We start from the raw sequence: 23,930 nt of genomic DNA, 5'->3' as shown, positions 1-23,930 counted from the left end.
GTATCGATCGGTCCGAAATCGGTATTGGTTCAAGACCCGCCCGCCATTCTATAAAGACCTCACAAAATAAAACGAGAGGTTTCATGAAACCGCGCCTGCATTGTGCCCGTCTTGCCCTGTTCCTGTGTGGCTGCGCGGCGTTTCTCAACCTCTATGCCACCCAGAGCATCCTGCCGACCTTTGCCGCGCAATTTCATATCAGCGCCAATGCGGCGGGCTGGAGCATCACGGTCACGACGCTGGCAGTGGCGATGACGGCACCCTTTGTCAGCCGACTCACCGTGCGTTTTGAGCAACGCACGGTGATCGCCGTAGCGGCGTTGCTGCTGGCGGTGCCCGCATTGATGACCGCCTATGCCGGCAGTTTTGCCGAAGTGCTGGTGTGGCGATTTGTCGAAGGCATGCTGATCCCGGTGGTGTTTGCCACCAGCGTGGCGTACATCGGCGACCGCTGGCGTGGCGCAACAGTGACCGAAGTCACCAGCCTGTATGTGGCGGGGACGGTACTCGGCGGGTTCGCCGGGCGCTTTGTCACGGGGGTGATGACCGAGTATGTGGGCTGGCGTGAAGCGTTTGAGTTGCTCGCGGTATTGAGCCTGATGGTCGGTGGGTTTATTCAGTTTTTGTTGCCGGCCAACCCTCGGCAAACGCCAGCCGTTAAAACGGCTTCGACGGGTATTTTTCGCAAACCCTTGCTCGCTGCATACGCCGTAGGATTTTGTGTGCTGTTCTCCCAGGTCGCAGCGTTTACCTACGCTGGTTTGTACTTGGGCTTACCTCCGTTCAGCCTCGGCCCTGCAGCTTTGGGCGCGCTTTACATGGTGTTTTTGCTGGCATTGGTGGTGATTCCTGTCGCAGGTCGCCTCAGCAAAGCCAGGCCCCATGCCGAACTGCTGACCCTCGCCGCCGTGCTCGGTGTGACCGGCTCGGCGCTGACCTTGCTGCCGTCCCTGTGGTGCATCGTGGCAGGCCTGGCGCTCAGCTCCACCGGTGTATTTCTCGCTCAAGCCGCTGCAAACGCCTTCACCGCCGCCAACGCCCGCGACAACAAAGCAGCTGCTGTAGGTGTTTACCTCACGTGCTATTACCTGGGCGGCAGCTGTGGCGCCATTCTCCCGGCGTTGATCTGGACGCGTTGGGGCTGGGCAGGCTGCGTGGCGCTGATTATCGGTTTTCAACTGCTGACGCTGCTGATCGCCCTGACGGGCTGGAAGCCCCTTAAACCTGAGCTGATTCCAACCCCATGACCGACACCGTCGCCGTGCCTGCCTCTGAACCCTCTTCTCGCCGTCGTGCCCTCATCGCGGGCTGCAGCGCCCATGCGGTGCACGATGGGCTCACCGATGTGATCTACGTGTTGCTGCCGATCTGGCAGGCGCAGTTCGCATTGTCCTACGCCCAGATCGGCCTTTTGCGCGGCGCTTACTCCGGGATGATGGCGGTGTTCCAGCTCATGGCCAGTCGTGCCGCCAAACGGTGGGGCCGCGTGCCGATGCTGGTGGGCGGCACCGCGCTGGCGGGCGTTGCTTACTTGTTGGTGGGGCAAGCCACGGGATGGGGCCTGTTGTTGATGGCGTTGGTGTTGGGCGGCCTGGGCGCCAGCACTCAACATCCGCTGGCGTCTTCGATGATCACGGATGCTTATGAGAAAGGCGGCGGGGTCAAACAAGCGTTGTCGCAGTACAACTTCTCCGGTGACATCGGCAAAACCCTGATCCCGGGCCTGGTCGGCCTGCTGCTCACTGTGATCAGCTGGCGTGCCAGCGCCACCCTGCTTGGGTTGCTCGGGCTTGCAGCGGCGGGGCTGTTGTGGTGGCTGGTGCCTACACAATCATCCGAATCGTCCTCCACTAAAAACGCCAAACCCCTCAGCGGAAACGGCTCTGCGACCGGCCTGCGCGCCCTGATCCTCACCGGCACCCTCGACAGCGCCGTGCGCATGGGGTTTCTGACTTTTCTGCCGTTCCTGCTGCAAGCCAAAGGCGCGGGCACTGCTGGCATTGGCCTGGCGTTGACGATGCTGTTCATCGGCGGCGCGTTCGGCAAATTGCTCTGCGGCTACCTCGGTGTGCGCATCGGCATGATGAGAACCGTGTGGCTGACCGAAACGTCCACGGCTCTGCTGATCGTTGCAGCGGTGTACTTACCCCTGACTGGGTTGATGGTGATGTTGCCGGTGCTGGGGCTGGTGCTCAATGGCACGTCGTCGGTGTTGTATGGTGCTGTGCCGGACCTGGCCGGCGCGGGGAAACGCGAGCAGGCCTTCGCCGTGTTTTACACCGGCACGATTGGCGGCGGAGCGCTGGCGCCCGTGGTGTTTGGTGGAGTGGGCGATGCGCTGGGCGTTCCGGTCGCGTTGATGGTGTTGGCGGGGATGTTGCTGTTGACGTTGCCGTTGGCGTGGGTGGTGCAGCAGGTTTGCGCCTTTCAGGATCAGTGAGGGGCGCACCGTACAGGTCGAGCCAACAGGTCAATGCCAAGTGAGTGAAGTACCTTGAGCACCGTTTCAAATCGAGGTTTGGCGCCTGGGGCAAATGCCTTGTACAAACTCTCGCGGCCCACACCTGCCTCAGTGGCGATCTTCGCCATTCCACGGGCCTTGGCCACGTAGCCGATGGCTCGAAGAAACTCGTCGTTGTCGCCGTCTGCCAGCACCTGAGAGAGGTATTCGCTGATCGCTTCATCACTGTCGAGCAGTGCGGCCATGTCAAATGTCGTCAGTGTTTGGTTCATTGTCACACCTCTTTTGCTAATTTTTTTGCCCGCCGGATGTCGGCATCTTGTGAAGACTTGTCGCCACCGGCCAGCAATATGACGATCTTCCTGCCTCGCAGGATGAAATACACGCGATAGCCCACTCCCACGTCTATACGCATTTCTGAAATGCCGCCGCCCAGCGTCTTGAAATCGCCCAGGTTACCCAGGCTGGCTCTGTCGATACGCCGAGCAATGGCGATTTTTGCTCGCAGGTCACGTATCGCTGAGTGCCATTGGGTGAAGGTCCGGGTTTGCTGGATCAAATGGTTCACTGGGCCTCACAGGAATTCACTGTATCCATGTGGATACTTATTGGCAAGAAAAATGACTGTGTCGAAGGCCAGGGAGAATGATGCGAGGGGCGTGTCGTTTTCAAACGTTCTTCAGGGTTTTCCTATTGCCAAAAGTTGCGGCACGGAAGGGGAGGGTAGGGGCGGTCTGAAGCCTTGCGCCATTGCCTACACCAAGCTCAGAATCGTCTGAGTTGTGCGCCTTGGGCGACCTCTTTAAGGTTCGTCTGCCGCTGCCCATCAGCGGTCGGGTTTAGTAGCCCGTTGAAAATTAATCCGGCGTACGGCTGTCCTTGCTGTCAGGTATTTTCATGCCTGTGCTTATTGGTAGCTGTGCGCAGGGCGTCTTCGGGCGCGCCGGTTTTCGGATTAATTTTCCCGGTCTACTAACCTGCGTACAGCTGCCACCCTTACCCTTTGAGTGGTGGTCCTTACCGAGGATCAACAGATGTGTACCGATTCGATCAACCCTTCCACAAACCTGTTCAGCGTCCGCCCTGAAGCCAACACCGAAGCGTTGCTCGCCAACGCCTACGAAACCATCGCCGGCGCTGGCGCCATGACCGGCGAGTTTGCCGAAAGCCTGCCCACTCAACACCGCTACCTGGCCTTGGCCATTCAACAAATGATTGAGCTAGGAATGATGCTGGTAGAAGCGGCGCAAGACCGCGTGGACCGCGCCGCGTAACTTCGCCCGCGTACTGCAACAGGCTTGCCTTCCCAGGCCGCACATACCAAGGGGAAGGGGAGCCAAGCACAGCATTTTAAAGCGACGAAGCCAGCGAAAACGGAATGCGCAACGCACCGATGGGCCCTTCACGCACGCCGCACATTTCATCGTGCACACAGTGCTGCACCAGTACACCGGGAAACGGCGGCACCCGTTTCAACAGGTCGCGCAAATGCGTGGTGGAGCCAATTCGCAGTGGTTTGGCATCATCGTCCACCGGCTGGCTAAGTCGGTAGCGCCAGCACTGATGCTTGTAGGGAAACTTTGATTTGTACAGGTTTCGCGAAGCGAACAGCCAATACATCAAATCCCGTCCATAAAAAAACCGGCCACCAAGGGCCGGTTTTTTGTGCCTTCGCGTCAAAAGCAAACTTGACGTGAAAGCAGAATCTGAGTGGAGCGGGTAGAGGGAATCGAACCCTCGTCGGAAGCTTGGGAAGCTACTGTTCTACCATTAAACTATACCCGCTCAGAGCGGCTGACTTTGTACCAGATGTTCGCCGGGATTTGAAGTTTTTCTTCAAAAATGTGTGAGTTACGCTTATCAAGCCTGGCGCCAGCTTGTGTGGGAGCTGGCTAGCCTGCGATGGCTTCAGCAGTGTGTGGCTGGCACACCGAGGCGCCTGTATCGCGGGCAAGCCCGGCTCCCACAGAAGCGGATGGGTTTCCAAACCTTGATTTCAAATGGCAAAGGCATGCTGCGTCTGGCCGTGCTGATACCTCAACCGGCTGACTTGGCGCTGCGGTTTCAGAAAGCCCACCACCGCGTCCCGGCTGTCCCGGCAGGCGGCCTTGTGCTCCATGTCCAGAAAGTGCCCGGTCGCCTGGATGGTGCTGAAGCTGCTTTTGGCGATGTGCTGGCCAAACAGCTTGGCATCGCCTGCGCTGGTGTATTCGTCCCACTCGCCATTCAGGAACAACACCGGAATGTCGATTTGCTTCGCTGCCGCGAGGTAGCACAGCCGATCGCCGTGGAGCACATGGCTGATGTGAAAGTGCATCTGCCCGTATTCGTGTTCGGCCAGGCTGCTCACATGCTTGTAGTTGAAGCGCTTGAACAGCGACGGCAGGTGCTTGCCGATAGTGCTGTTGACCAGGTGGCCGACGCTGTGGCGATCAAGGTTGCCGAGGTAGTCGACGCCGCGTTCGAGGTAGTCACGCATGGGCGCGTTGATCACCGGCGAGAACGAGCTGATCACCGCCTTTTCCACGCGGCGTGGCCGGTGGGCGAGGGCGACCAGGGTGGCGGCACCGCCCCAGGAAAATGACAGCACGTGTTCGGCGGCAAAGTGGTCGATCAGTTCCAGAAGAATCTGGCCTTCGACTTCCTTTGTCAGCATCTGCTCATGACGGTTGTGGATTTTGGAGCGGCCAGCGTAGGGCTGGTCGTACAAAACCACGTTGAATTGCGGGTACAGGCTTTTCACGGTTTGGGCGAAGGATGCCGTGGTGGCCATCGAGCCATTGACCAGGATGATGGTCTTTTCAGCTGCATCCGCGCGATAGAACTCCGTGTAAACCCGATACTGACCCTGTATATCCAGCACAGCGATTTCTGGCCTCATGTCGTAAGACTCCTGGCAAGCGGGTAGTGCGCGCAGATCACTCTGCACGAGCTTTGTGACAGGTAGGCATACGCCTGGAAGATGAGCGCCCATGCCGGTCCGATAGCGGCTGGCCGACGGGTGTTGTTATGGCGGGCTGTTTGCCTGAGAGGCCCGTAGATCAAGCGCGGGCGGGGCAAGGTGTTTCTTGGAGGTTATAGGCGACTCGCCAGTCATAATCTGGCTGGCAAGATGGATTCAAGCAGCCGATATGCTACCCCGCAAGGCGCCGGGCAGGTTTTTTGCCATCACCGGCCGAACGGTCGTCAGACCTGTCGTATTTCGTCGTCAGTCAACGCCCGGTACTCGCCTGGCGCCAGCGTGGCATCCAGCACCAGAGGCCCCATTCGTTCGCGATGCAGGCCGATAACCTTGTTATCGAAATGCCCGAACATGCGCTTCACCTGGTGATAGCGGCCCTCGATGATGCTCAAACGCGCGGTCCGGGGGCCCAGCAGTTCCAGCTCGGCAGGTTGGGTGGTGAGGTCTTCAAAGGCGAAATACAGGCCAGCCTTGAAGGTCACCGCATAGTCCGGGGTAATGTCCTGCTCTGTGTCCACAAGGTAGACCTTGGGCAATTTGGTCTGCGGCTGCGTCAGGCGCCGCGACCATTGGCCATCGTTGGTGATCAGCATCAGCCCGGTGGTGTTGAAGTCCAGGCGGCCGGCGATATGCAGTTCGCCCTTGTCCGGTTCCGCAAGCAAATCGAGCACGGTGGCATGCACCGGGTCGGCGGTGGCGCTCACACAGCCTTGAGGTTTGTGCAGCATGAAATACCGCGCGGGTTTACCGGCTTGCAGCACCTCCTCGTCGACACACACGCGGCTGAATTCGCGGACTTCATGGTGCGGATTACTGACGGCGATGCCATCAACGGTGATCCGCCGTTCGACCAGCAACAGGCGCACCTGCTGGCGATTGAAACGCGGCAGGTTGCTGAGAAAACGATCTACGCGCATTACGGCTGTTGAGCCTCACGCAATTGCGCATCCACCCGGGCGCAACGCGGGCACAGGCAGGCTTTGTTGCGCAGCTCGTCCGGCAGGGCTTGGAGCACGGCCGGCTCAATGGTGACGCTGAAGCACCAGCAGGCCTGGGCGGCGGTGCGCGGGTCGGCCAGGGCGCAGTCGTTGCGGGCGCCGCAGGCGGGGCAAAGGGTTGGCGTGGTCATCGTTCGGTTCAGGCAGGCATCGGGCAGGGCCCCGGAGTTCCCTGCACGATACAGCGCCGCCCCGCTATTGCAAGCTTCGCAGGTAGCCACGCCAGCCGCCGAAGTGGCTGATATCCACGGCGCCGCTCAGGCCATAGGGTTCGCAGATAAAACCGGTTTCCCAACGCCCGTCCGCCAGTTGCACCTTGCCCAGCCCCAGGGGCGCAGGGATGCCCGTGAGGAAAGAACCCAACTCGCGGCTTGGCAATTCCCACACTTCCACTTCGATCGCCACGCCACCTTCGCTGACCCGCAGCATGCCTGGCCGATACGGCGGCCCGCCTGCCAGGGCGAACAGTTGATAATCCGCCGAGCTGTGGGTGCATTCCAGCAAGCGCGCCCCCCGGCGCAGCAACTGGCCATTGAGCGCCAGCCCTTGCAGGTGCGCGCCGCACACCACCAACCGCGTGCCGTCATGGCTGGCGATGCCTGCGGGAACGCTGAATGACGCCTCCTGCTGGCGCTGCAAGGCGTCCGCCACGCCGAGCAGGTATTGGTCGGTAAATGCGCGGCCGAACAGCGTCACGCCCCAGGGCAAACCGTTGCTCATCATCGCGCTGGGTACTGCGACGGCGGCATAGTCCAGCAGGTTCATGAAGTTGGTGTAGTAGCCCAGTTCGGCATTGCGCAGCACCGGTTCTGCCTGCAATTCTGCCAGGGTCACCGGGCGGCCGATGGTCGGTGTCAGTACGCAATCGAGGCCTTCCAACAAGCGGTCACACTGCGCTTTCAAGACTTGCAAACGGTAGTGCGCGCGGAAGGTGTCGACGCCCGTGACCGCCGGGGCTTTGGCCAACACTGCGCGAATCACCGGCAGCACGGCTTCGGGGTCGCGCTCCATCAACTCGCCCGCGACACTGTAGCGCTCGGCCACCCACGGCCCTTCATAGAGCAGGCGCGCGGCTTCAAGGAAGGGCGACAGGTCCAGCGCGACCGGTTCGCCGCCCAGTGCAATCATGCGCGCGATGGCCTGCTGAAACAGCGGTGGGCCTTGTTCGCAGCCGAAGAACTCCAGATCCTCCTGACGCGGCACGCCAAAGCGAAACGGCCTAGGCGCGCCAAACGCCGAAGCGTCATTCCATGCCGGGTTCTGGCGGCTGTAGGCGTCCCGCGGGTCCAGCCTGGCGGTCAGCGCCAGCAACTGGCTGGCCTCCCGTGCCGTGCGGGTAAATGTGGTGACGCAATCCAGCGTGCGGCAAGCCGGCACCACGCCCGCCGTGGAGATCAACCCCTTGCTCGCCTTGAGCCCCACCAGGTTATTCAACGCCGCCGGCACACGCCCGGAACCGGCGGTGTCGGTGCCCAACGCAAAACTCGCGACGCCCAGCGCGACCGCCAACGATGACCCCGCACTGGAACCGCCCGCCGGATAATCAGGCAACACGCTGTTGGGGCAGGCGCCGTAGGGCGAGCGACTACCGTTGAGCCCGGTGGCAAATTGATCCAGGTTGGTCTTGCCCAGCGGCACCGCGCCGAGGGTGATCAACTGCTCGACAATCGTTGCACTGTGCTGCGGCACATAAGCAAACGCCGGGCAGGCTGCCGTGGTGGGAATGCCGGCCAGATCGATGTTGTCCTTGATGGCAAACGGCACACCGTACAGGGGCAATTGCGAGGGATCACGACCTTCGAGTGCCAGCAGGTACGGCTCCAGTTCCGCCACGCTGAGCAGGTGGATAAACAGATGATAGTCAGGGTTCAACTGCGCGGCTTTTTCACGCAGTTGCAGCAGCACGACGCGTGGCGTGGTGTCGCCGCCGAGGTAGGCCTTGCGCAGGGTGTCCAGTTGCAGATTCATGGCTTGTCCGCCTGTCGAAAAAGAAAAGTCAGTCACGTTCCAGCACCACGACGCGTTGCCCGGCGCCAATGCTGCTGCCGGGTTGCACGGGGATCTCGCTCACGGTGCCGGCGAAGGGCGCGAGCACGGGAATCTCCATCTTCATTGACTCCAGGACCACCAGCACATCACCGGGTTTGACCTGCTCGCCCAGCGCAATCTGCACCTGCCAAAGGTTGCCGGCGATCGGGCTGTCGATGCTGCATTCATGGGCACGCAATGGCGTGTCATCACTCAAGGGAGGCGCTTGTTCCTCGCTGTCAAAATGCGCTTGGCCGCTGGCAATCCAGCGTTCGCGCTCGGCATTGAAAGCGTGCTGCTGATGCTCACGAAACGCACCGATGCTTGATGCTTCCCGCGCCAGAAAATCCTGATAGTCCGCCAGGTTCAGCTGGCCGTGTTCGATGCTCAATTCAAAGCGCCCGAGCGGGAAATCTCGCCGTATCTTGACCAACTCATCGGCGCTCACCGGATAGAACCGGATCTGGTCGAAAAACCGCAGCAACCACGGCTTGCCATCAAACGCCGCGACTTCCCGATAGCGGTTCCACATCTGCAAGGTGCGCCCTACAAACTGGTAGCCGCCGGGGCCTTCCATGCCATACACACACAAATAGGCGCCGCCGATGCCCACCGAGTTTTCGGCGGTCCAGGTGCGCGCCGGGTTGTATTTGGTGGTGACCAAACGGTGGCGTGGGTCCAGCGGCGTGGCCACCGGTGCGCCCAGGTAAACGTCGCCCAGGCCCATCACCAGGTAGCTGGCGTCGAACACCGTGTGGCGCACTTCGTCGAGGTTTGCCAGATCATTGATGCGGCGGATGAACTCAAGATTGCTCGGGCACCAGGGCGCGTCCTTGCGCACGGTGGTCATGTATTTCTCGATGGCGAGCTGGCAGGCCGGGTCGTCCCAGGACAGCGGCAGGTGCACGATGCGCGAGGGCACTTGCAGGTTTTGCGTGGCGCACACGGCGGACCATTCACGGGTGATCAGCGGCAACAGATCAGCCAGCGGCAGTGCTTCGGGCTGATAGTGGATTTGCAACGAGCGGATGCCAGGGGTCAGGTCGATCACGCCGTGCAAGGCGCGGGCCTCGAGCGCTTGCATCAGGGCATGGCCGCGAAAGCGCAAGACCAGGTCGAGTTCGGCGGCGCCGATTTCCAGCAATAGGTGGGTGTCGCCTGCAAGGCGGGCTACCAGGCGAGTGTCGTTTTGACCTACATCCAATACCACTGGCGACTCGATCTGAAGTGAATGGAGATCAATATGGGAGCCGGGCTTGCCCGCGATGGCATCACTGTGGTCTGTCTGAAGGACCGAGTTGCCCGTATCGCAGGCAAGCCAGCTCCCACACTGGTCCCATTTCAGGGCAAGGGATCGGGCGGTGGTGAGGTCAACAGGTTCAAAACGGATTTTGTCGCCCGCTTTGAGTTGCCCGAGCTGCCAAAGGTCTGCCTCGATCACCGTCACCGGGCATACAAACCCACCCAGACTCGGCCCGTCTGGCCCAAGGATCACCGGCATGTCCCCGGTGAAATCCACGGCGCCGATGGCGTAGGGGTTGTCATGGATGTTCGATGGATGCAGGCCCGCTTCACCGCCGTCAGTTCGCGCCCACGCAGGCTTGGGCCCGATCAATCGAACGCCGGTGCGGCTGGAGTTGAAATGCACCTCCCAGTGCGTGGCAAAGAAAGTGTCGATGTACTCGGGCTTGAAGTACTCCGGTGCGCCGTGCGGGCCATAGATCACGCGTAACGTGCGCACCTGTGCCAGCGGTTCCGGGGTCAATTGCTGACCGGCGTTGGCGTCCACCAATGGCAACAGATGCAACACATCCCCGGCGCGCAGGGCCCGCCCGCCATGCCCGCCGAACTGGCCGAGGGTGAAGGTGCTTTTACTGCCCAGGTAGTCCGGCACTTGCAGCCCACCGCGTACACACAGATAGCTGCGCGTGCCGGCTGCGACGACAGCGCCAACGCTCAAGGTCGAGCCCGGCTTGATCAGCAGCGCGGTATTCATCGGTACGGGTTCGTCATTGAGCTGCAGCGCAATGTCGGCCCCGGTCACCGCCACCACCGCTGCGCAATTGAAGCGCAACAATGGCCCGGTCATGGTGATTTCCAGTGCGGCCGCGCCTTCGCTGTTGCCCAGCAGGCGATTGCCCAGGCGCAGCGCGCGGCTGTCCATCGGGCCCGAGGGCGGCACGCCGACGGCCCAATAACCGAGGCGGCCAGGGTAATCCTGCACACTGGTTTGCGTGCCCGCGCTGAGCACCTCGAAGGTGTTGGCGGTGTAGGCCAGATCTTCCAGGCAGCGTGTCCAGGGTCGGCCACTGGCGAACGGTGCTGCGAGCAGGATCTGGCGCAGGTAATCGCGGTTGGTCTCCACGCCGTAGAGGTGGCTGTCGCTCAGGGCCTGGTGCAAGCCCAGGCGCGCCTGCTCGCGGGTGGGTGCCCAGGTGATGAGCTTGGCGATCATCGGGTCGAAGTAGGGCGGGATTTCGCAGCCGGCTTCGACCCAGGTGTCGATTCGCAGGCCTTGAGCAACCGGGAAGTCCACGCGGGTCAGCAGGCCGGGGCTTGGCTGAAAATCCTTGCCCGGGTCTTCCGCGTACAGCCGTGCCTGAATCGCATGCCCCTGGGGTTGCAACGCCAGCCTGCTCAACGGCGGCAATTCACCCGCGGCCAGTTGCACCATCCAGCGCACCAGGTCCACGCCCCACACTTGCTCGGTGACGCCGTGCTCCACCTGCAAACGGGTGTTCACTTCCAGGAAGTAGAAGCGCCCATCGGCACTGTCGTAGATAAATTCAACGGTGCCGGCGCTGCGATAATTCACGGCTTTGGCCAGCGTGATCGCCGCCGAGCACAACGCCTCTGCCATGCCGTCGGGCAAGTTCGGTGCCGGGGTTTCTTCGAGGACTTTCTGGTTGCGCCGCTGCACGGAACAGTCGCGCACGCCCAGGGCGATGACTTCACCGGCGCCGTCGCCAAATACCTGCACTTCAAGGTGCCGAGCGTGCTGGATGTATTTCTCGATAAACACGCCGGCGTCACTGAAGTTGTTCTGACCCAAGCGTTTGACGGCCTCAAAGGCGTCACTCAACTCCACGGCACTGCGGCACACACGCATGCCGATACCGCCGCCGCCGGCTGTGCTTTTCAGCATGACCGGATAGCCCACGTGGTCGGCAGCCGACAACGCCGCATCAAGGCTGTCGAGCAGCTCGGTGCCTTCCAGCAGCGGTATCCGATGCTGTTTGGCCAAGGCTCGCGCGGTGTGCTTGAGGCCGAATACGCGAAGCTGTTGCGGGGTTGGCCCGACGAAGGCAATCCCGGCGTTTTCACAGGTCTCGGCAAAGGCGGCATTTTCCGATAGAAAACCATAGCCGGGATGAATCGCTTTGGCGCCACAGGCTTTGGCTGTGGCGAGGATTTTTTCCACTGCCAGATAGGTACTGGCCGCTGCGCCTTCACCGAGGCTGTAGGCCTCGTCGGCTTGGCGGATATGCAGGCTGGCGGCATCGGCCTCGGCGTACACGGCGACGCCTTTGACGTGCAGCTCACGCAAGGTGCGCAGGATGCGGCAGGCGATGGCGCCCCGGTTGGCGATCAAGAGTTTTTCGAACATGGCAAAACCCTGCGGGCCGTCCCGCAAAAGGGGGTAACGCTACGGTCGTCCGCAGCGCACATTCCGAAAGCAGTGGAGATCCAAAAAGGTGGGAGCGGGCTTGCTCGCGAAAGCAGTTTGTCAGTGACAGATGCACGTGCTGAACCACCGCATTCGCGAGCAAGCCCGCTCCCACATTTGGAGCTTCATTGTTTGTTAAGGCATTGCCCGGCTCTGGATTGGCACAAGGTGAACAACCAAAGGCGCAGGCGCTTGAACTTCAGTTCCATACCAGTAACTCCGCAGGTGTCGGGTTGTAGGCGTTGCACGGGTTGTTCAGTTGCGGGCAGTTGGAAATCAGCACGATGACGTCCATCTCTGCGCGCAGGTCGACGTACTTGCCCGGGGCGGAAATGCCGTCCTCAAACGTCAGCCCGCCGTCTGCCGTGACCGGCACGTTCATGAAGAAATTGATGTTTGGCCCGATGTCGCTTTTGCCCAGTCGGCCGTCGTGGGCACAGGCGCGCAGGTAGTTGTCGCGGCAGCTGTGCATGTAGCGTTTTTCCAGGGCGTAACGCACGGTGTTGCTTTCTTGGGCACACGCGCCGCCGAGGGTGTCGTGGCGCCCGCAGGTGTCATCGACGATGGTCAGCATCGGCTGGCCGAGGTTGGAATACAGCACGCTGCCGGTGCTCAGGTAAACGCTGTTTTGCCGGCGCAAGGTGCGTTGCACGTCATAGCGCTCGCGCGGGTTTTTCAGGCTGTAGAACAGCGTATCCACAGCCTGGTTGCCCTCAAGGTCGAGGATGCGCAAGGTCTGGCCGGCCTTGACCTCCATCAGCCATGGCTCGCCGGCAGGAATGGTTGCGCGGTACACCGCGGTGTCAGGTTGTTTCAGTGCAATAGACATGGCAGCTCCTCAGGCGAACAGGCGGTCGGTGTTGATAAAGCCGCGCTCGTTTTCCGGGCGCGAGGTGCGGCAGTGTTCGGCGACGCTTTTATCGGCGTTCATCCAGCTGAGTTTCAGCGGCTGCGGCGCGTAGTCGGGGTTGGGGTCCATCGGGTGTTGCAGGGCGGTAAGCACCACCAGCGTGTCCATCGGTGCGTAGAGTTCGATGTAGTCGCCGGCCCGGGAGTTGCCGGGCACGAAGTGCAAGCCACCGTCGCCATCCACGCTGACGCGGCTGAACAGGTTGAGGGTCATCAGCAGGTCGGACAGGCCCAGGCCCCACTTGCCAAGTTCCACCAGCAAATTGTCGGTGCCGTTGCGGAAGAAGCCGTTGCGCAGTTCCTGATAGCGCCCCTGGCCGTACTTCTCGGCCACTTCAGAGGCACACAACACGCCGCCGATGCTGTCACTCCAGCCGCAGGTGTCGGCGGTGATCGCCGCGAGCACGCGGCCCATGTCTGAATACAAACAATGGCCCGTGGTGAGTTTGGCGGTGTGCTGGCATTTGAGGCTGTCGGGCAGGTTCAGGCGCTCGGTTTTTTCATTGGCGTTCAGCAGGGTCAGGCTGACGTTGGCGCCGCCGCGAATGTCGGTGAGCCGCAGCAGTTGGCCGCGCTTGAGCACGAAAGAACGGTGGCCGCCGCCGGGTAGCATTTCCTCGGCGAAGGGCGGGAACAGTTGAGTCGAATCGGTCATTTGCAAGTGGCTCCAAGTTCGGCGGCGAGCGCTTTGCGGCGCTCGCTGTTCAAAGGGATGTCGTAGGTGATGCGGGCGCCATAGGCGCCGGGGGCGTGGGGATCGACGCGAACCTTGTCGAAGACCAACAGGCGTGTGCCGAGGCTGAAGCCTTCGCTGAGATCGTGGGTGACCATGAACACCGTCAACCGGGTTTCGCGCCACAGCTCCAACAGCAAGTGGTGCATGTCTTTGCGAATGCCGGGGTCGAGGGCGCCGAAAGGTTCGTCCAGCAGCAACACGCGGGGTTTCATGATCAGTGCCTGGGCGATGGCCAGGCGTTGTTGCATGCCGCCTGAAAGTTGCGCCGGGTATTTGCCCAGCGCGTGGCCGAGGCCGACTTTGTTCAGCAGTGTGGCGGCCTGTTCCCGGGCATCTTGTTTGGCCTTGCCGAGCAACCGCCCAAGCAAACGTGAGCGGGGCAATTCAAGGCCCAGGGCGACGTTGTCCAGCACGGTCAAATGCGGGAACACCGAGTAACGCTGGAACACCACGCCACGGCTGGCATCCGGCTCAGCGGCCAGCGGTTGGCCGCCCAGCAGGATCTGGCCTTTGCTTGCGGTTTCCTGGCCCAGCAGCAGGCGCAGGAAGGTGGACTTGCCGCAGCCCGAGGTGCCGACCAGGGTGCAGAACTCACCCTCGGCAACCTGCAGGTTGAGGCCTTCGAGCACCACCTGGTCGCTATAGCGCTGCCACACATTGTTGACGCTGATAAAGCTCATGCCCGCGCTCCTTCGTACCAGGGGAACGCGCGCCGGGTCAGGGTTTTGAGGCCCCAATCCATCAGCCAGGCGAGCAGGGTGATCCACACCACGTAGGGCAGGATCACGTCCATCGCGAGGTAGCGGCGTACCAGGAAGATCCGGTAGCCCAAGCCGTCGGTGGAGGCGATGGCCTCGGCGGCGATCAGGAACAGCCACGCGGAGCCCAACATCAAGCGCAGCGAGATCAGCAGGCGCGGCAACAATTGCGGCAACACCACACGCAGCATCAAGGTCCAGGTGGAGGCGCCGAGGGTTTGAGCTTTCACCAGCAACTCGACGGGAATCTCCCGCGCCCGCTGTTCCAGGTCACGCGCCAGTGCCGGGGTGACGCCGATGACGATCAGCATCACCTTGGACAATTCCCCCAAGCCAAACACGATGAACAGAATCGGCAGGATTGCCAGCGGTGGCACCATCGACAACACGGTAAGCAGCGGCGACAGCGGCGCGCCAAACAGCGGCAAGGTGCCGGCTGCGATGCCCAGGCACAGGCCGGCGAGGGCGCTTATTCCCAGGCCGATCGCCAAGCGGCGCAGGCTCGATGCGCTGTCTTGCCACAGCACGTATTCACCGGTGCGCGCGTCGGCGCTGAACGCCAGGCGTTTTACCGCGTCGCCCATTTGCACGGCGCTGGGCAGCAGCTTGTCGTTGGGGTTTTGCGCCAAGCGCTCGGCCGAACCCACGAAGTAGGAGAACAGCAGCAGGGCGAATGGCAGCAGCACCAGCAGCAGGCGGCTGGAGCGTTCCGGGCGACGGTTGATCAGGCGCATGGCCGGGTCCTCTTACAACGTGCCGTCGACGGCCATCTGTACATAGCTGGGGTCGAAATGCAGCTTGAGGTTGGCTGTGTCGCCACTGGTCACGCCATTGGCGAAACTCATGCCCACGGCGCTGCTGTCCTTGGCACCCTCGCCGAGCAGGCCGTGTTCAAACGAGAACTCGGCCACCTTGCGCAGGGTGGCGGGCAATTGCGCGCTGGTGGCGAAGGCCAGGGCTTCCTTGGGGGTGGCAAACAGCTTGGTGGTGTCCAGTTGCGCCTGGAACCCCTTGAGGTCGGTGCCCGACGCCTTGGCCATATGTTCCAGGGCTGCGGTGCTGGCAGCGTTGTTGGCGTTCATCAGCGCGACCACTTCAAACCACGCACCGGTGAGGGCTTTGCCCAGGGCCGGGTTGTCTTTGAGGGTTTGGGTGTTGACCACCATCATGTCCATGATTTCGCCGGGTACTTTGCTGGAGTCGAACACCTGTGTTACGCCCGGCTTGGCTTTGATCTCGGACAGCATCGGGTTCCAGGTGGTCACGGCCTGCACCTGGTCGGTATTGAAGGCCGCGGCGATGTCGGCGTCGGAGGTGTTGACGACCTTCAGGTCTTTTTCAGTGAGGTCGGCCGACTCCAATGCGCGGGCCAGCAGGTAGTGGGACACGGATAGTTCCACCAGGTTGACGTTCATGCCCTTGAGGTCGGCCACGGTCTTGCCGCTGCCCTTGATGACCACGCCGTCGTTGCCGTTGGAGAAGTCGCTGACCACCAGCGCGGTGCTGTCCACGCCTCCGGCTGCGGGGATGGTCAGGGCGTCCATGTTGGTCATGGTGCAGCCGTCGAACTGGCCGGCGGTGTATTGGTTGATGGATTCGACGTAGTCATTGAGCTGGACCATGTCGATCTTGATGCCGTATTTCTTGGCCCACTTGTCGAGGATGCCTTGGCTGCCAGCGTACTCCCAGGGCATCCAGCCGGCGTAAATCGTCCAGCACACGCTGAAGTGGTCTTTGGCGGCGGCTTGGGTCTGGAAGCTCAACACGGCAGCGAAGGCGGCGGCGAGCAGGGCGGGTAAACGGGGTGATGGCATGGGGCTTCTCCAGTTGATCGTGGGCGAGCAGGGAGCAACGCGGCACCGTGAACGGTGGCTTGTCTCCCGGGCTTTTATCCCGCCGTGTAACCTCAACTGGAGGTCGCCAACTCTCGGACCAGCCACTCGCGTCAAGCGAGCCGGAACCCTAGTCGGCCATTGCAAATTGTGGTGCCGCGAACCTGTGATGAATCCTGCACAGGGTTGGCAAAGCGAGAGTCGTGCCAACTGGGACGAAGCTGCGTAGCTCGCGGGTTTGCGCGGTGAGGACGGTGGCCCGATCGGTAGGTGTGCTTTGCGCTGGTGCGGGGGTGCACTGCAAAGAGGCGTTCAGCTCGTCTGAAACACATGTTTCAACCTGTGTCAAAAACGCACCGGATTCGGTTTGTGATGTCAGATATTTCGTCATTCGGTGAAATCTGAATGCCGCTCCCCAGCGTCGCTGGTGGTGCTCTTTCGCGGTCCAGGAGGCCGCCATGTATCGACGACTGCTACTCACCGTTTTACTCGGCCTGACCCTCAGCGCTTGCGTGCCCTATTACGATGGAGGTGCTACGTACTATCGCTCCGAGGTCTACACCGCTCCGGCGCCCGCCTATTACTACGGCGGCCCCACTTACTATCAGTATGGCCGCGGCTACGCGCCACCTCGCTACTATGCGCCGCCACCGCGTTACTACTCATCGCCGCGCTATTATCAGCCAGCGCCACGTTACTACCCACGGCCCGCTTACCGACCGTACCCGAACCAAGGCTGGGGGGGCGGGCACTGGGGTAATGGTGGGCCAGGTCGCGGCTCCGATCATGGAGGAGGGCGCGGCGGCGGTCATCGTTGACACTTGTTGAATTAAAGCGGCGCTTACAGCGCCGCTTTTTTTGTACCGTTTGTCGGCACTGTCATATTTGACAGCTATCATTGGTGTTTCAACCGGGCCTCAATGGAGTTGAGCCGTTGCGTGTACTTCGTGAATCAGTGGGTCAATGGAACTAGCTCGTTATGATCACAAAACTGATGTGCTTATTTATCCTGGTAGCAGCAAGCTTCACGCAGGCGAAGGCAGATGAGAGCTGCCCCTTTCCCTCCGCGATCCACTACGTAGACGGTCATTACCAAGCCACTGCCGGAAAGACCCTCTGGCAAAGCCCGAAGGTCGAGTCTCATGATTTTGCTGATCGGTTTATCGGTGCTCTGTTTATGCCAGGCAAGGACAAGGAGCGCAAAAACGGTTTTCTCGAAAGGTGCGTTTATCTCTTGGGAAGTGGGCAAACCGTGTCGTTGCGTTACGGTGCACCGGAGAAAGTCAACGCCATATCCCTGAAGGACTCCCTGTTCTGGGAGCCCATGATCGGCCCGTTGGGAGAGAACGTTTACATTTGCCGGGACAACCTGACCATCAATTGTCCATTCACCGTTGAGGGAAAGCATTGATGATCTGTCAGTAATCGGAAAGATCTGCCAGAGGACTCCTGCCTTCCCACGCCTTGTTGAAATGTGCCTGCACCACCGCTTCAGGCACCGTGTTGATGTCCGGCCAATGCCAGCGGGGCGTCTGGTCCTTGTCGATCAATCGCGCGCGCACCCCTTCACTGAATTCCGGGTGGCGACAGCAGTTGAGGCTCAAGGAGTACTCCATCTGAAACACTTCGGCCAATGACAGATGCCGCGCCCGCTGGATTTGTTCCCACACCAGGTGCGCAGTCAGCGGGCAGCCTTCACTGAGGGTCTTGCCAGCGCGGCTGAACAGCGGGTCGGCGTGGTCGCGCAACAGGCTCAAGGCGCGCCAGGCGCAGCGCACATCTCCCACATCCAGCCACTCGTCGATCTGCGCGCGACGCGGTAGCCATTGCGGTTCGGGCCGTTGGCTGACGGCTTCCTGCGCCAGTGCCTTCAGCAGGCTGTTGAGTTGCATGGCGGTCTGTTCCTGCCAATTCAGCTGCAGCAGGCCTTCGATCAGTTCGTCCTGCTGGTCGTCACGCAGGAACCGGTCAGCCAGGCCCAAGTCCAGGGCGTCACGCCCGTTGATGTGAGCACCGGTGAGGCCCAGGAATACACCGAGCTTGCCGGGCAGGCGTGACAGAAACCAGCTGGCGCCCACATCCGGGTACAAGCCGATACTGATTTCGGGCATCGCCAGGCGGCTGCTCGGCGTGACGATGCGTACTGCCGCGCTTTGCAACAGGCCCATACCACCCCCCAGCACATAACCGTGGCCCCAGCAGATCAGCGGCTTGGGGTAAGTGTGCAGGCGATAGTCGAGACGATATTCCGCAGCAAAAAATTGCGCGGCCAGCGGCGGTACGACGCCGGGCTGTTCGCGACAGGCCTGGGCCAGGCTGCGCACTTCGCCACCGGCGCAAAACGCCTTGGGGCCGTTACCCCGCAACAACACGCACGTAATGTTGGGGTCTTTGGCCCACGTGTCCAGGCGTTCGCTCAAGGCCAGAATCATGGGCAAGGACAGTGCGTTGAGGGACTTTTCAGCGTCCAGGCTGGCGATGCCCAAGCGGGCACCGTCGCTGCCGGTCAGCTCTTCGAAGTGCAGGTTCATCGTGACCTCAATCGAGACAGTGAAGGTTCAGTATGATCGCTTCGCAGGAAAGTGGCGGTTGTGTGTCAGATCAATTGACAAGCGGGGTCGGCTTTCCTAGGGTTCGCCCATTCTTTTTTACACGATGACCCCACCATGACCGAAGGCGACCGTATCAAACTCGAACCCAGCTGGAAGCACGCCCTGCGCGATGAGTTCGATAAGCCCTACATGGCTGAGTTGCGCGAATTCCTGCGCCAGGAACATGCCGCCGGCAAAGAGATCTACCCGCCGGGCCCGCTGATTTTCAACGCCCTTAATTCCACGCCGCTGGATAAGGTCAAAGTGGTGATTCTCGGCCAGGACCCCTACCACGGCCCGGGCCAGGCCCACGGCTTGTGCTTCTCGGTGCAGCCGGGCGTGCCGACGCCGCCGTCGCTGGTCAATATCTATAAAGAACTCAAGCGCGACCTGAATATCGACATCCCCAGCCATGGCTGCCTGCAAAGCTGGGCCGATCAGGGCGTTTTGTTGCTCAACACCACCATGACCGTGGAGCGTGCCAATGCCAACGCCCATGCAGGCAAAGGCTGGCAGCACTTTACGGACCGGATTATCGAAGTGGTCAGCGAGCATCAGCCACACTTGGTGTTTTTGCTGTGGGGCGCCCATGCACAGGGCAAGCAGAAGTTGGTGGATGCGACCAAGCACCTGGTGCTGACGTCGGTGCATCCTTCGCCGTTGTCGGCGTATCGCGGCTTTCTGGGCTGCGGGCATTTCAGCCGCACCAACAAGTTTCTTGAGCAGAATGGCGAGACGCCGATTGAGTGGCGGTTGCCGCCGCTCTAGCGGGTGACCACAATCCTATGTGGGAGCGGGCTTGCTCGCGAAGACGGAGTGTCAGACAGCAAATCTGGCACTGATACACCGCCTTCGCGAGCAAGCCCGCTCCCACATTTGGATCCTGACAAGGCTTCAATTATTTTCGGGCTGGCGATTCCAGTGCCTGAACAACGGCTCCGCAAGAAACAACACGAACAACAACCGCATCACCTGCATCGCCGTCACCAACGGCACCGACAGTTGCAGGGTCTCCGCCGTGAGGCTCATCTCGGCAATGCCGCCTGGCATCATGCCCAACGTCAGTGAACGCAAATCCAGCTGCGTCAACGCGCTCAAACCCACCGCCGCCAGCGTCGCCAGCGCCATGGTCAAGGCCGTGCCGATCAAGGTGCGCCCCATGAAAGCGGGTGCCCGGCGAAAGAACTGACGATTGAAGTGGCAACCCAAGCCGCTGCCGATCAACCATTGGCCGATCTGGCTGCCACCATCGGGCAGGCCGATGTGCAAGTCCCAGACAACACTCGCCGTCGCGCTCACCAACAACGGCCCGAACAGCCACGGGTTCGGCTGCCGCAAGCGCTGCCAGCCCCACGCCACCAGCGCGCCCAGCGCAAACAACAGCGCCAGCCACGCCCAGCTCACTGGCGCCGGATGAAACTGTGGTGTGCCGCCTTCAAGCAAATACTTGAAGATCGCCGGCACACACAGCACCACCACCAACACCCGCAAACTTTGCCCGGCCGCGACACGGCTGAGTACCGCACCATTGCGTGCGCCGAGGTTGACCATCTCACCGGAACCGCCCGGCATGCTGGAGAAAAACGCAGTGGCGCGGTCTTCACCGCTGCGGCGCATCAACCACACGCCCACAATGCTCGACAAGCTGGTGATCAGCGCACCGAAGAAAATCAGCCCGAAGTGGCTCATCACCTGCTCGATCACCACCGGAGTGAAGTGCAGGCCAATGCCGATACCCACCACCCATTGGCCGCATTTGCGCCCACCGGGAATCTCCGCCAATTGCCACGGCGTCAGGCAGCGCACCAAGATAATCGCCAGTAACGAACCGACCATATACGGCAAAGGCCAGCCGACAAGGCTGGCCAGGTAACCGCCGGCCAAGCCGACCAGCGGTGTTCCCCACCATTGTTTAAAGGTGACGTCAGACATCGGCCACGGCACGACGCTGCAGGGCACGTTTGCGGTAGATGCGCACCAGCGGGAAGGCCAGCATCAGCGCGGTCAGCACCCACACGCCAAAGGTGATCGGGCTCGACCAGAGGATCTGCAGGTCACCGTTGGAGATCGACAGCGCGCGGCGCAGGTTCTGCTCCATCAAACCGCCAAGGATAAAGCCCAGTAGTACCGGCGACAGCGGGAAGTCCAGCTTGCGCAGGATGTAACCGAAGATGCCGATACCGACCATCAGGAACAGGTCGAAGGTGGTGGCGTGAACCGCGTACACACCGATCGCGGTGATGATGGCGATCACCGGCACCAGCGCCCAGTTCGGCACGGCGAGGATGCGGGTGAAGATGCGGATCATCGGGATGTTGAGGATCACCAGCATGATGTTGGCGATGAACAACGAGGCGATAAGGCCCCAGACGATGTCCGGTTGCTGTTGGAACAGCAGCGGGCCAGGGGTGATGTTGTACAGCGACAGGGCGCCGATCATCACCGCTGTGGTGCCCGAACCGGGTACGCCGAGGGTCAGCATCGGTACGAGGGCACCGCAGGCGGACGCGCCGATGGCGGTCTCTGGAGCGGCGAGGCCGCGCATGTCGCCCTGGCCAAACTTGCCGCTGGCACCGGCCAGACGTTTCTCGGTCATGTAGGCAACGGCCGACGCAAGTGTGGCACCGGCGCCTGGCAGCACGCCCATGATGAAGCCAAGCAGGCCGCAACGGATATTTACCACGAAGACCGCAGACGCTTCCTTCAGGTTGAACATCATCCGCCCGGTGGCTTTTACCGCTTCTTGACCACGGTGGGTTTTTTCCAGCAGCAAGAGGATTTCGCTGATGGAGAACAAGCCCAGCACCAACACCACAAACTGGATGCCGTCGGTGAGGTGGATATTGTCGCCGGTGAAGCGGTAGACGCCGCTGTTGGCGTCGATGCCCACAGCCGAAAGGAACAGGCCGATCAATGCCGCAACAAAAGTTTTCAACGGTTTGTCGCCCGCCATGCCGCCGAGGCAGACAATCGCGAACACCATCAGTACGAAATATTCCGCCGGGCCGAAGGCAATCGCCCATTTGGCCAGCAGTGGTGCAAACAGCACCATGCCGCAGGTGGCGATAAATGCGCCGATGAACGAACTCCACGCCGACAGCGACAGGGCCACACCAGCCAAGCCTTTGCGGGCCATTGGGTAGCCGTCGAGGGTGGTCATCACGGTGGACGCTTCGCCCGGAATGTTGAGCAGGATCGAGCTGATACGTCCGCCGTATTCGCAACCCAGGTACACCGCTGCCAGCAGGATCAGCGCCGACTCCGGCGGCAGGCCCAGGGCGAACGCGATGGGGATCAACAGTGCCACGCCGTTGATCGGGCCCAGGCCCGGCAACAGGCCAACCACGGTGCCGATCAGGGTGCCGCACAGGGCGGTCACCAGGTTGTAAGGGGAGAGTGCAACGCCGAAGCCCTGACCCAAATAGCTGAAAGTATCCATGTCAGTTCTCCAGAACGTCGAGCAGGCCGAGGGGCAGCGGTACATCCATGGCTTTGTCGAACAGCAGGTAAAGACCAATGGCCATCAGGCTGACGATCACCACGCTCGGTAACCAGCGGCCGCCATACAGGCGCGCCATTGGAATGCCGATCAGCATGCTGCTGAGGATGAAGCCCAGGGGTTCGAAGGTGCCGGCGAACACGATCAGCAGCGCCACGCAAATGCCGATCTTGATCAGGGTTTCGCGGTCCAGCGCGGGTTCTTCTTCGGTGTGTTTGGTCGGCTGTGGGCGAAACAGCATGTAGATCAGGCCCAGGCTCATCAGCCCGAGCATCAGCAGCGGGTAGGCGCGGGGGCCGACGGGTTCGTAGGAAAACGACGCCTGATACGGCCAGGCCATCAGCGCCAGACCGGCGCAGACCAGCAGCATCACCGAGGCGAAAATGCGTTGTAAGAGCATGTGGAACTCCTGGGTCGCGCCCCCTGTTCAAGAGGGCGCGGCCGCGCAAAAGAGGGGCGATTACTGGATCAGGCCGAACTCTTTGGCCAACACTTTGTAGTCAGCCACCTGTTTTTTCACGTAGGTGTCCAGCTCCGGGCCGGTCATGGCGAACGGGAACAGCTCGCGCTGGTCACGCAGCTTGGCGAACTCTTCGGAGGCCAGCAGTTTGTCGAACGCTTCTTTCCACCAGGCGTAGTCGGCATCGCTGACTTTTGGCCCGAGGTAGAAGCCGCGCACCACTGGCCAGACGATGTCGTAGCCTTGCTCCTTGGCGGTCGGGATGTTTTTCATTTCCGGCTCGTCCAGGCGCTCTTCGGCGAACACGGCCAACAGGCGCATGTCACCGCTGAGGATGTGCGGCATGGAGTCGGAGATGTCGGTACTGCCGACCTGGATGTGACCACCGAGCAGGGCAGTGGCGATTTCGCCGCCGCCCTCGAGGGCCACGTAACGCAGCTCGCGCGGGTTGATCCCGGCGGCCTTGGCGATCAAGGCGGTTTGCATCCAGTCCTGGCTGCCGACGGTGCCGCCGGAACCGATCACCACGCTGCCCGGATCTTTCTTCAGGGCTTTGACGAGATCGTCGAGGGTTTTGTAAGGCGAATCGCTTTTCACCGCGATGGCACCGTAGCTGGTGCCGACGGCCGCCAGCCAGCGTACCGCGCTTTCATCGAAGCGGCCGAATTTGCCCTGGGCCAGGTTCAGCAGCGAGCCACTGGACCAGGCCACCAACGTACCGGCGTCGGCAGGGCGCTGGGCAACCACCGCGTTGTAGGCCACCGCACCCACGCCGCCAGGCATGTAGGTCACGCGCATCGGCTTGCTCAGCAACTTCTCGTTGACCAGCGCGCTTTGCGCCAGTTTGCAGGTCAGGTCAAAACCACCGCCGGGGGAGGCGGGGGCGATGCACTCGGGACGCTTGGGTTCTTCGGCGGCCAGCAACTGGCCGGCGAACATCATGCAGCCGGCGGCGAGGGCCAGTTTACGCAGTGAAAAGGTCATGGTTATCTCCGTCTTTGTTGTTATGAGTTGCTGCTTGCCTGAGTG

At 61.4% G+C, this 23,930-nt stretch carries 24 protein-coding genes, 1 tRNA gene and 1 riboswitch; of the genes, 6 read left to right on the top strand and 19 right to left on the bottom strand.

From position 1 onward, the window contains the following. Nucleotides 1-83: 83 nt before the first annotated feature. Together AB4P94_RS30295 and AB4P94_RS30290 are read left to right on the top strand one after the other, a co-directional pair. Nucleotides 84-1,247, top strand: a complete 1,164-nt coding sequence (locus tag AB4P94_RS30295; RefSeq protein WP_395608729.1) for an MFS transporter — start codon at nucleotides 84-86, stop codon at nucleotides 1,245-1,247. Further along, on the top strand, nucleotides 1,244-2,440 hold the full coding sequence (locus AB4P94_RS30290) for an MFS transporter (protein WP_395608728.1): 1,197 nt from the start codon (nucleotides 1,244-1,246) through the stop codon (nucleotides 2,438-2,440). Before AB4P94_RS30295 ends, AB4P94_RS30290 begins: the two co-directional genes overlap by 4 nt. On the opposite strand, the gene AB4P94_RS30285 is transcribed toward AB4P94_RS30290, so the two are convergent. Together AB4P94_RS30285 and AB4P94_RS30280 are read right to left on the bottom strand one after the other, a co-directional pair. Beyond that, nucleotides 2,434-2,733 carry an addiction module antidote protein gene (locus tag AB4P94_RS30285; RefSeq protein ID WP_395608727.1) on the bottom strand — a complete coding sequence of 100 codons (300 nt, stop codon included), beginning with the start codon at nucleotides 2,731-2,733 and terminating at the stop codon, nucleotides 2,434-2,436. The two genes, AB4P94_RS30290 and AB4P94_RS30285, sit on opposite strands and share 7 nt — an antisense overlap. Before the next feature lie 2 nt (nucleotides 2,734-2,735). Continuing rightward, entirely contained in the window at nucleotides 2,736-3,029 is a 294-nt protein-coding gene (locus AB4P94_RS30280; protein ID WP_395608726.1) for a type II toxin-antitoxin system RelE/ParE family toxin, read from the bottom strand. A 466-nt stretch (nucleotides 3,030-3,495) separates the two neighbouring features. On the opposite strand from AB4P94_RS30280, the gene AB4P94_RS30275 reads away from it, so the two are divergent. Then, complete coding sequence (locus tag AB4P94_RS30275; protein WP_395608725.1) at nucleotides 3,496-3,735, top strand: DUF6124 family protein; 240 nt, start codon at nucleotides 3,496-3,498, stop codon at nucleotides 3,733-3,735. 76 nt (nucleotides 3,736-3,811) lie between these two features. On the opposite strand, the gene AB4P94_RS30270 is transcribed toward AB4P94_RS30275, so the two are convergent. The 12 genes from AB4P94_RS30270 to AB4P94_RS30215 form a co-directional block, all read right to left on the bottom strand. After that, nucleotides 3,812-4,081, bottom strand: coding sequence for a DUF6482 family protein (locus tag AB4P94_RS30270; RefSeq protein ID WP_395608724.1), 270 nt, complete (start codon nucleotides 4,079-4,081; stop codon nucleotides 3,812-3,814). A 91-nt stretch (nucleotides 4,082-4,172) separates the two neighbouring features. Next, nucleotides 4,173-4,246: transfer RNA gene (locus AB4P94_RS30265), tRNA-Gly, on the bottom strand. Nucleotides 4,247-4,457: 211 nt separating this feature from the next. Continuing rightward, nucleotides 4,458-5,342: an alpha/beta fold hydrolase gene (locus AB4P94_RS30260; protein WP_395608723.1), complete on the bottom strand. Its 885-nt coding sequence runs from the start codon at nucleotides 5,340-5,342 to the stop codon at nucleotides 4,458-4,460. Nucleotides 5,343-5,647: 305 nt separating this feature from the next. After that, nucleotides 5,648-6,340 (bottom strand): 16S rRNA pseudouridine(516) synthase, encoded by a 693-nt coding sequence (locus AB4P94_RS30255; RefSeq protein ID WP_395608722.1) that lies wholly within the window; start codon nucleotides 6,338-6,340, stop codon nucleotides 5,648-5,650. Further along, complete coding sequence (locus AB4P94_RS30250) at nucleotides 6,340-6,552, bottom strand: cysteine-rich CWC family protein (protein ID WP_395608721.1); 213 nt, start codon at nucleotides 6,550-6,552, stop codon at nucleotides 6,340-6,342. Before AB4P94_RS30250 ends, AB4P94_RS30255 begins: the two co-directional genes overlap by 1 nt. A gap of 64 nt (nucleotides 6,553-6,616) precedes the next feature. Further along, the gene (gene atzF / locus AB4P94_RS30245; RefSeq protein WP_395608720.1) at nucleotides 6,617-8,389 is read right to left on the bottom strand and encodes an allophanate hydrolase; all 1,773 of its coding nucleotides are present in this window, start codon (nucleotides 8,387-8,389) and stop codon (nucleotides 6,617-6,619) included. 28 nt (nucleotides 8,390-8,417) lie between these two features. Continuing rightward, the gene (gene uca / locus AB4P94_RS30240) at nucleotides 8,418-12,056 is read right to left on the bottom strand and encodes an urea carboxylase (RefSeq protein ID WP_395608719.1); all 3,639 of its coding nucleotides are present in this window, start codon (nucleotides 12,054-12,056) and stop codon (nucleotides 8,418-8,420) included. Between the two features lie 259 nt (nucleotides 12,057-12,315). Then, a complete protein-coding gene (locus AB4P94_RS30235) occupies nucleotides 12,316-12,945 on the bottom strand; it encodes an urea amidolyase associated protein UAAP2 (RefSeq protein WP_395608718.1) in 630 nt (209 codons plus the stop codon). Nucleotides 12,946-12,954: 9 nt separating this feature from the next. Then, a complete protein-coding gene (locus tag AB4P94_RS30230; RefSeq protein WP_395608717.1) occupies nucleotides 12,955-13,680 on the bottom strand; it encodes an urea amidolyase associated protein UAAP1 in 726 nt (241 codons plus the stop codon). Further along, nucleotides 13,677-14,441: an ABC transporter ATP-binding protein gene (locus AB4P94_RS30225; protein WP_395608716.1), complete on the bottom strand. Its 765-nt coding sequence runs from the start codon at nucleotides 14,439-14,441 to the stop codon at nucleotides 13,677-13,679. The genes AB4P94_RS30230 and AB4P94_RS30225 overlap by 4 nt, the downstream gene beginning before the upstream one ends. Then, a complete protein-coding gene (locus AB4P94_RS30220) occupies nucleotides 14,438-15,253 on the bottom strand; it encodes an ABC transporter permease (protein WP_395608715.1) in 816 nt (271 codons plus the stop codon). Before AB4P94_RS30220 ends, AB4P94_RS30225 begins: the two co-directional genes overlap by 4 nt. Nucleotides 15,254-15,265: 12 nt before the next feature. Continuing rightward, a complete protein-coding gene (locus tag AB4P94_RS30215) occupies nucleotides 15,266-16,333 on the bottom strand; it encodes a putative urea ABC transporter substrate-binding protein (RefSeq protein ID WP_395608714.1) in 1,068 nt (355 codons plus the stop codon). A 61-nt stretch (nucleotides 16,334-16,394) separates the two neighbouring features. Continuing rightward, a riboswitch (guanidine-I (ykkC/yxkD leader) is annotated at nucleotides 16,395-16,496 on the bottom strand. A 313-nt stretch (nucleotides 16,497-16,809) separates the two neighbouring features. Between AB4P94_RS30215 and AB4P94_RS30210 the strand changes: the two genes are divergently transcribed. Then, a complete protein-coding gene (locus AB4P94_RS30210) occupies nucleotides 16,810-17,169 on the top strand; it encodes a hypothetical protein (protein WP_395608713.1) in 360 nt (119 codons plus the stop codon). A gap of 161 nt (nucleotides 17,170-17,330) precedes the next feature. Then, on the top strand, nucleotides 17,331-17,762 hold the full coding sequence (locus AB4P94_RS30205; RefSeq protein ID WP_395608712.1) for a DUF3757 domain-containing protein: 432 nt from the start codon (nucleotides 17,331-17,333) through the stop codon (nucleotides 17,760-17,762). A 7-nt stretch (nucleotides 17,763-17,769) separates the two neighbouring features. Here AB4P94_RS30205 and AB4P94_RS30200 read toward each other — a convergent pair whose 3' ends face one another. After that, a complete protein-coding gene (locus AB4P94_RS30200) occupies nucleotides 17,770-18,882 on the bottom strand; it encodes an enoyl-CoA hydratase/isomerase family protein (protein ID WP_395608711.1) in 1,113 nt (370 codons plus the stop codon). A gap of 135 nt (nucleotides 18,883-19,017) precedes the next feature. On the opposite strand from AB4P94_RS30200, the gene ung reads away from it, so the two are divergent. Beyond that, complete coding sequence (ung, locus tag AB4P94_RS30195) at nucleotides 19,018-19,710, top strand: uracil-DNA glycosylase (RefSeq protein ID WP_395608710.1); 693 nt, start codon at nucleotides 19,018-19,020, stop codon at nucleotides 19,708-19,710. A gap of 126 nt (nucleotides 19,711-19,836) precedes the next feature. On the opposite strand, the gene AB4P94_RS30190 is transcribed toward ung, so the two are convergent. From AB4P94_RS30190 to AB4P94_RS30175, 4 genes are read right to left on the bottom strand one after another with little or no spacing between them, the layout of a single operon-like run. After that, a complete protein-coding gene (locus AB4P94_RS30190) occupies nucleotides 19,837-20,874 on the bottom strand; it encodes an AbrB family transcriptional regulator (RefSeq protein WP_395608709.1) in 1,038 nt (345 codons plus the stop codon). Continuing rightward, entirely contained in the window at nucleotides 20,867-22,381 is a 1,515-nt protein-coding gene (locus AB4P94_RS30185) for a tripartite tricarboxylate transporter permease (protein WP_395608708.1), read from the bottom strand. The genes AB4P94_RS30190 and AB4P94_RS30185 overlap by 8 nt, the downstream gene beginning before the upstream one ends. Nucleotide 22,382: 1 nt before the next feature. Further along, nucleotides 22,383-22,841, bottom strand: coding sequence for a tripartite tricarboxylate transporter TctB family protein (locus tag AB4P94_RS30180; protein WP_395608707.1), 459 nt, complete (start codon nucleotides 22,839-22,841; stop codon nucleotides 22,383-22,385). A gap of 60 nt (nucleotides 22,842-22,901) precedes the next feature. Next, the gene (locus tag AB4P94_RS30175; RefSeq protein WP_395608706.1) at nucleotides 22,902-23,885 is read right to left on the bottom strand and encodes a Bug family tripartite tricarboxylate transporter substrate binding protein; all 984 of its coding nucleotides are present in this window, start codon (nucleotides 23,883-23,885) and stop codon (nucleotides 22,902-22,904) included. Between the last annotated feature and the right edge of the window lie 45 nt (nucleotides 23,886-23,930).

This window comes from Pseudomonas sp. B22129 (genome assembly GCF_044218875.1).
Lineage (GTDB): Bacteria > Pseudomonadota > Gammaproteobacteria > Pseudomonadales > Pseudomonadaceae > Aquipseudomonas.
The sequence above is the reverse complement of the archived record's forward strand: the minus strand, read 5'-3'. Positions and strand labels throughout refer to the sequence as shown.

Excerpts from the sequence above, each read along its gene's own strand:
- AB4P94_RS30295 (WP_395608729.1), top strand. The coding sequence starts at position 84 with ATGAAACCGCGCCTGCATTGTGCCCGTCTTGCCCTGTTCCTGTGTGGC.
- AB4P94_RS30290 (WP_395608728.1), top strand. The coding sequence starts at position 1,244 with ATGACCGACACCGTCGCCGTGCCTGCCTCTGAACCCTCTTCTCGCCGT.
- AB4P94_RS30285 (WP_395608727.1), bottom strand. The coding sequence starts at position 2,733 with ATGAACCAAACACTGACGACATTTGACATGGCCGCACTGCTCGACAGT.
- AB4P94_RS30275 (WP_395608725.1), top strand. The coding sequence starts at position 3,496 with ATGTGTACCGATTCGATCAACCCTTCCACAAACCTGTTCAGCGTCCGC.
- AB4P94_RS30270 (WP_395608724.1), bottom strand. The coding sequence starts at position 4,081 with ATGTATTGGCTGTTCGCTTCGCGAAACCTGTACAAATCAAAGTTTCCC.
- AB4P94_RS30260 (WP_395608723.1), bottom strand. The coding sequence starts at position 5,342 with ATGAGGCCAGAAATCGCTGTGCTGGATATACAGGGTCAGTATCGGGTT.
- AB4P94_RS30255 (WP_395608722.1), bottom strand. The coding sequence starts at position 6,340 with ATGCGCGTAGATCGTTTTCTCAGCAACCTGCCGCGTTTCAATCGCCAG.
- AB4P94_RS30250 (WP_395608721.1), bottom strand. The coding sequence starts at position 6,552 with ATGACCACGCCAACCCTTTGCCCCGCCTGCGGCGCCCGCAACGACTGC.
- atzF (WP_395608720.1), bottom strand. The coding sequence starts at position 8,389 with ATGAATCTGCAACTGGACACCCTGCGCAAGGCCTACCTCGGCGGCGAC.
- uca (WP_395608719.1), bottom strand. The coding sequence starts at position 12,056 with ATGTTCGAAAAACTCTTGATCGCCAACCGGGGCGCCATCGCCTGCCGC.
- AB4P94_RS30235 (WP_395608718.1), bottom strand. The coding sequence starts at position 12,945 with ATGTCTATTGCACTGAAACAACCTGACACCGCGGTGTACCGCGCAACC.
- AB4P94_RS30230 (WP_395608717.1), bottom strand. The coding sequence starts at position 13,680 with ATGACCGATTCGACTCAACTGTTCCCGCCCTTCGCCGAGGAAATGCTA.
- AB4P94_RS30225 (WP_395608716.1), bottom strand. The coding sequence starts at position 14,441 with ATGAGCTTTATCAGCGTCAACAATGTGTGGCAGCGCTATAGCGACCAG.
- AB4P94_RS30220 (WP_395608715.1), bottom strand. The coding sequence starts at position 15,253 with ATGCGCCTGATCAACCGTCGCCCGGAACGCTCCAGCCGCCTGCTGCTG.
- AB4P94_RS30215 (WP_395608714.1), bottom strand. The coding sequence starts at position 16,333 with ATGCCATCACCCCGTTTACCCGCCCTGCTCGCCGCCGCCTTCGCTGCC.
- AB4P94_RS30210 (WP_395608713.1), top strand. The coding sequence starts at position 16,810 with ATGTATCGACGACTGCTACTCACCGTTTTACTCGGCCTGACCCTCAGC.
- AB4P94_RS30205 (WP_395608712.1), top strand. The coding sequence starts at position 17,331 with ATGATCACAAAACTGATGTGCTTATTTATCCTGGTAGCAGCAAGCTTC.
- AB4P94_RS30200 (WP_395608711.1), bottom strand. The coding sequence starts at position 18,882 with ATGAACCTGCACTTCGAAGAGCTGACCGGCAGCGACGGTGCCCGCTTG.
- ung (WP_395608710.1), top strand. The coding sequence starts at position 19,018 with ATGACCGAAGGCGACCGTATCAAACTCGAACCCAGCTGGAAGCACGCC.
- AB4P94_RS30190 (WP_395608709.1), bottom strand. The coding sequence starts at position 20,874 with ATGTCTGACGTCACCTTTAAACAATGGTGGGGAACACCGCTGGTCGGC.
- AB4P94_RS30185 (WP_395608708.1), bottom strand. The coding sequence starts at position 22,381 with ATGGATACTTTCAGCTATTTGGGTCAGGGCTTCGGCGTTGCACTCTCC.
- AB4P94_RS30180 (WP_395608707.1), bottom strand. The coding sequence starts at position 22,841 with ATGCTCTTACAACGCATTTTCGCCTCGGTGATGCTGCTGGTCTGCGCC.
- AB4P94_RS30175 (WP_395608706.1), bottom strand. The coding sequence starts at position 23,885 with ATGACCTTTTCACTGCGTAAACTGGCCCTCGCCGCCGGCTGCATGATG.